Below are 4,810 nucleotides of genomic sequence, written 5' to 3' on the forward strand. Positions count from 1 at the left end.
GCCGCCCGACGCGCCAAGCCCACGCCGTTGGTGGTCAACGAGATCTCCGGGCGCGGCCGCAGTGCGGCCGCCGCCGCCACCACCGTCTCGAGATGGCGGGCCAGCAACGGCTCGCCACCGGTGAACCGCACACCGGTGACGCCCAGGCGGGTCACCGCGATCGTGATGAGCCGGGCCAGCTCGTCGGAGCGGAGCAGGTGCTCGCCGGGCAACCAGTCCAGCCCTTCGGCCGGCATGCAGTAGCTGCACCGCAGATTGCAGCGGTCGGTGAGCGAGATGCGCAGGTCGGTGGCGACCCGCCCGTAGCTGTCCAGCAGCGGCCCGCTCGCCGGCGCCGCGCCCGGGCCCGGCGAGCCGTCGAGGCGGCTCGGCACCACGGGGACGCCCAGCGTCGTCAGCGTCATGCGGCCACCGACGCGTAGTGGGGCGGGTCGACGGCGACGATCTGTTTGCCCAACGGCATCAACGACACCGGGATCAGTTTCAGGTTGGCCAGCGCCAACGTAATCCCGACGATGGTCACCGCCATCGCGGCCGCACTGAGCAGATGGCCGATCGCCAGCCACGCCCCGAACAGCACCACCCAGACGACGTTGCCGATCAGGGTGCCGGCGCCCGCGGTCGGCTTGTCCACGATCGTGCGCCCGAACGGCCACAGGGCGTAGGCGGCGATGCGCAGCGACGCGAAGCCGAACGGGATGGTGACGATCAGCAAGAAACTGATCAGCGCCGCGACCAGGTATCCGAGCGCCATCCAGAGGCCGCCGAATACCAGCCAGATGATGTTCAGGATCAGGCGCATCTCACCTCCACGGGTACTGCCCAGCCTACCGAGTGACGCACCACGGGGGTGCTCCTGGAGCGAGCCGCCGAGTAGGATCAAACTTCATCACGGCGTCCTGCGCAGGCGGGACGCTTATTGTGTTGCCCATTCTAGTGATCCGTCAGACAAGCAGGTGAGACCAGTGCCGACCGGCAAGGTTAAGTGGTACGACGCCGACAAGGGGTTTGGCTTCCTGTCGCAAGAGGACGGCGAAGACGTCTACGTCCGTTCTTCGGCGTTGCCGGCCGGCGTCGAGGGGCTCAAGGCGGGCCAGCGCGTGGAATTCGGCATCGCTTCCGGGCGACGCGGGCCGCAGGCGTTGAGCCTCAAGCTGATTGAACCGCCGCCCAGCCTGACCAGGACGCGGCGCGAGGCTCCCGCCGAGCACAAGCACAGCCCCGACGAGCTGCACGGCATGGTCGAGGACATGATCACCCTGTTGGAGAGCACCGTGCAGCCCGAGCTGCGCAAGGGGCGCTACCCCGACCGCAAGACGGCGCGCCGGGTTTCCGAGGTGGTGCGGGCGGTCGCCCGGGAGCTGGACGCCTAGCCCGGCGCGGCGGTGGGGCACAATCGTGCCCATGGCCGCCTACGTAGCCGGGACGGGTGAGTTCACCCGCGACACCAACTACATCGCCAGCCGCGTCACCGCCGACGGGCGCGACGGGTACCCGGTCGAGCCCGGCCGGTACCGGCTGATCGTCGCCCGCGCGTGCCCGTGGGCCAACCGCGCCATCATCGTCCGTCGGCTGCTCGGCCTGGAAGACGTTCTCTCCATTGGGTTTTGCGGACCCACCCACGACGAGCGGAGTTGGACGTTCGACCTCGATCCGGGCGGTGTCGACCCGGTTCTGCAGATTCCGCGGCTGCAGGACGCCTACTTCAAGCGTTTTCCCGACTACGCCAAGGGCATCACCGTTCCGGCGCTCGTCGACGTGCCGAGCGGGGCGGTGGCGACCAACGACTTCGCGCAGCTGACCATCGACCTGTCCACCGAGTGGAGCCGGTATCACCGCGACGGCGCGCCCGCGCTATATCCCGAACCGCTGCGCGCCGAGATTGACGAGGTGAACCAGCGGGTCTACACCGAGATCAACAACGGCGTGTACCGCTGCGGCTTCGCCGGGTCGCAGGACGCCTACGAGGCGGCCTACGACCGTCTGTTCACGGCGCTGGACTGGGTGAGCGAGCGCCTCGCCGGCCAGCGCTACCTGGTGGGCGACACCATTACCGAGGCCGACGTGCGGCTGTTCACCACGCTGGTGCGCTTCGACCCGGTGTATCACGGCCACTTCAAGTGCAACAGAACCACATTGACCGAGATGCCGGTGCTGTGGGCGTACGCGCGCGACCTGTTCCAGACGCCGGGCTTCGGCGACACCGTCGACTTCGTCCAGATCAAGCAGCACTACTACATCGTGCATGCCGACATCAACCCGACCGGCATCGTCCCGAAGGGCCCGGAGCTGGGCGGCTGGTTGACCGAACACGGACGAGAGGCGTTGGGCGGCAGGCCTTTCGGTGACGGCACGCCGCCCGGCCCACCGGTGCCGGGGGAGCGGGTCGAGCCCGGCCACGGCGCCTGAGCCGGGCCGTCAGAAGCTAACCCGCACCGACCATTCCGCGTGCGGGGCCTCGCGCAGCTCGCCGGCGGGGTCCACCACCAGCGTCAGCAACTGCACGACGATGCCCGTCAGCCGGCCGCGGTGCGGATCCACCGAGGGGATGGTCACCGCGAACCGGGTGTTCGGCCGGAAGATCGTGCTGGTGGTGTTGGCGGGATCCTCGTACACCTGCAGCAGCCGCCACGGCGCCCGGTAGATCGCGTCGGGCACCGACAGCTGCACCGGATACCGCTCGGTGACCCTCAGCTCGCCCTGCGCCTGCGGCGTCTGGCAGTCGTCGAGGTTGAGCACGTTGCAATAGAGGTAGGGCCCCACCCGGGTCAGGTGCCCGTGCGAATACGCGCTGATCTCAGGGCGATCCGGACCACGGTCGCGCACCAGCAGCCAGGTGCCCACGCCGGCGGCGACGCACGACAGGATCAACAGGCCGGCGAGCAGCACGGCCAGGCCGCGCCTCACTCGGCAACCGCCGCCGCGCCTTTGGCGCCGCGGCGCACACCCTCCTGCTCGACCATCACCGGCCTGTTACCTCCCAGTCCCGGGATCAGCGAGTTGCCGCGAAAGCTGACCAGCGTCTGCGCCAGGCCGAGAATCAGCAACGCGGTGACCGCGGTGAACCCGACCCACAGTTCCGTGTAGACCATCACACCCAGCGCGCCACCCAACACCCAGGCCAACTGCAAGGTCGACTCCGAGCGCCCGAACCCCGACGCCCGCGACTCCTCGGGCAGGTCGTTCTGCAACGAGGCGTCCAGCGAGGCCTTGGCGATCGCGCTGGAGCCGGAGGTGACGAGCGTGGCGATCACGGCCACCGTGAGATTACCGGCGACCGACGCCGCCAGCGCGACGGCACTGACGGCCACCGTGCAGCGCACCACCAGTGCGGCCGGGCGGCCCAGCTTGAGGCGCGCGCTGGTGAAGTTGCCGGCGAAGTTGCCGATGCCGGCCGCGGCGCCGATCATGCCGAGCATCGCGACCTGGGCCCAGCCGCTGGACTGGTGCGCCTTGGCGACGAACGCCGGATACAGGAACAGAAAGCCGACCATGACCTTGATGGTGCAGTTACCCCACAGTGAGGTGATGATGTTGCGGCCCAACGGTTGTCGCAGCGTGCCGCTGACCTTCTTGACCTCCTGCCACCCGCTGCGGCGCGGCTCGTCGTCCTGGCGGTAGCTCAGGGTGGCCGGCACCTCACCGGCGGTCACCTCGACCCACCGCGGGATCCGCATGGACAGCAGGGCGCCGGCCACCGTCACCGCGACCACGACGAACAGCGCGCCCGGCAGCTTGAACAGGTGGGTGCCGGCGAATTCCACCCCGCCCGCGATGGCCCCGCCCGCGATGGTGCCGCCGAGCAGGCCGAACATGGTCAGCCGGGCGTTGACCCGGACCAGGTCGATGGTCGGTGGCATCACCCGGGGCGTCACCGCGCTGCGCAGCACGCTGAACGACTTAGAGAGCACCATCATCGCCAGCGCGCAGGGGTACAGCACCATCGACGGGTAGCTGCCGCTGGCGCCGTCGTAGTTGAGGATCAGCACCAGCGCCAGGGCGGTGCGCAGCGCGAACGACGCGGCGAGCGCCACCCGGCGCCCGTGCTGCAGCCGGTCCAGCGCCGGACCGATCAGGGGGGCGATCACCGCGAACGGGGCGATGGTGATCAGCAGGTACAGGGCGACCCGGCCCTTGCTTTCGCCGGTCGCCGCGGCGAAGAACAACGTGTTGGCCAGCGCGACGGCCATGGCGGCGTCGACCGCGAAGTTCGCCACCACCGGCCAGGTGAGCGCGGTGAGCCCGGATTTGTCGGCGCCGTCGGCGGTCGCGGCCCGCTGCACCATCCAGTACATCCGCGAACCCATTTCGCGGCTGCGCTGCGCCGCCGCCCGGGTGACCGTGATCCGTTCGCTCGCGGCCGCTTCCCGCGGGGGCGCGCTGCCGCGCTCAGGCGCCGGCTGCTGCCCGAGCGGCGGCAGGTAGCGGTTGGCGCTCGGCGTCGGAGCGGACCGCCGCGGCCGCCGGTGGGCGTCCTCGTCGGCGGGGTAATTGGCCGTTCCCGGATGACGGTTGGCGGCCCCGTCGGGGGACCGGCGGCCCGGGTTGGAGGCCACCCGGCCGGGATCGTGTTGCCGCCGTCCAGACACGCCCCGATTCTCCCCCATGCGGGCTCCTGGCGTCTGCAGGCAACCGGGTGTGGCACGCCAACCTAGTATTGGAACCGCACTGCAGGAAGGGGAGAGCGTGACCGGACCCGACGAGGAATCCGCCGTGGCGACCGTGGCCGAGTGGCCCGAGGGGTTGGCCGCGGTGCTCAGGGGTGCGGCAGAACAGGCCCGGGCCGCCATCGAGGAGTACAGCGGCGGCG

General features: G+C 70.2%; 6 protein-coding genes and 1 pseudogene. 3 read left to right on the forward strand and 4 right to left on the reverse strand.

Annotated features, from left to right (window positions below):
* Both A5714_RS19905 and A5714_RS19910 read right to left on the reverse strand, forming a co-directional pair.
* Positions 1-404 (reverse strand): radical SAM protein (locus tag A5714_RS19905; protein ID WP_156747408.1); only part of this gene is annotated, 404 nt, incomplete at its 3' end.
* A complete protein-coding gene (locus A5714_RS19910) occupies positions 401-802 on the reverse strand; it encodes a YccF domain-containing protein (RefSeq protein ID WP_068288096.1) in 402 nt (133 codons plus the stop codon). The genes A5714_RS19910 and A5714_RS19905, both read right to left, overlap by 4 nt.
* A 163-nt stretch (positions 803-965) precedes the next feature.
* Here A5714_RS19910 and A5714_RS19915 point away from each other — a divergent pair, with 163 nt between their 5' ends.
* Both A5714_RS19915 and A5714_RS19920 read left to right on the forward strand, forming a co-directional pair.
* The gene (locus tag A5714_RS19915; protein WP_068288099.1) at positions 966-1,373 is read left to right on the forward strand and encodes a cold-shock protein; all 408 of its coding nucleotides are present in this window, start codon (positions 966-968) and stop codon (positions 1,371-1,373) included.
* 31 nt (positions 1,374-1,404) lie between these two features.
* Positions 1,405-2,409: a glutathione S-transferase family protein gene (locus tag A5714_RS19920; RefSeq protein WP_068065085.1), complete on the forward strand. Its 1,005-nt coding sequence runs from the start codon at positions 1,405-1,407 to the stop codon at positions 2,407-2,409.
* 9 nt (positions 2,410-2,418) lie between these two features.
* Here the strand turns inward: A5714_RS19920 and A5714_RS19925 are convergent, their stop codons facing one another.
* Together A5714_RS19925 and A5714_RS19930 are read right to left on the reverse strand one after the other, a co-directional pair.
* Positions 2,419-2,907, reverse strand: a complete 489-nt coding sequence (locus A5714_RS19925; RefSeq protein WP_068288103.1) for a DUF2771 domain-containing protein — start codon at positions 2,905-2,907, stop codon at positions 2,419-2,421.
* Positions 2,904-4,556 (reverse strand): MFS transporter, encoded by a 1,653-nt coding sequence (locus A5714_RS19930; RefSeq protein ID WP_197513820.1) that lies wholly within the window; start codon positions 4,554-4,556, stop codon positions 2,904-2,906. Before A5714_RS19930 ends, A5714_RS19925 begins: the two co-directional genes overlap by 4 nt.
* Before the next feature lie 130 nt (positions 4,557-4,686).
* Between A5714_RS19930 and A5714_RS26245 the strand changes: the two are divergent.
* Positions 4,687-4,810, forward strand: a pseudogene (locus A5714_RS26245) (DUF3027 domain-containing protein); the annotation flags it as partial.

It is taken from the genome of Mycobacterium sp. E2462 (genome assembly GCF_001672685.1).
Classification (GTDB): Bacteria; Actinomycetota; Actinomycetes; order Mycobacteriales; family Mycobacteriaceae; genus Mycobacterium.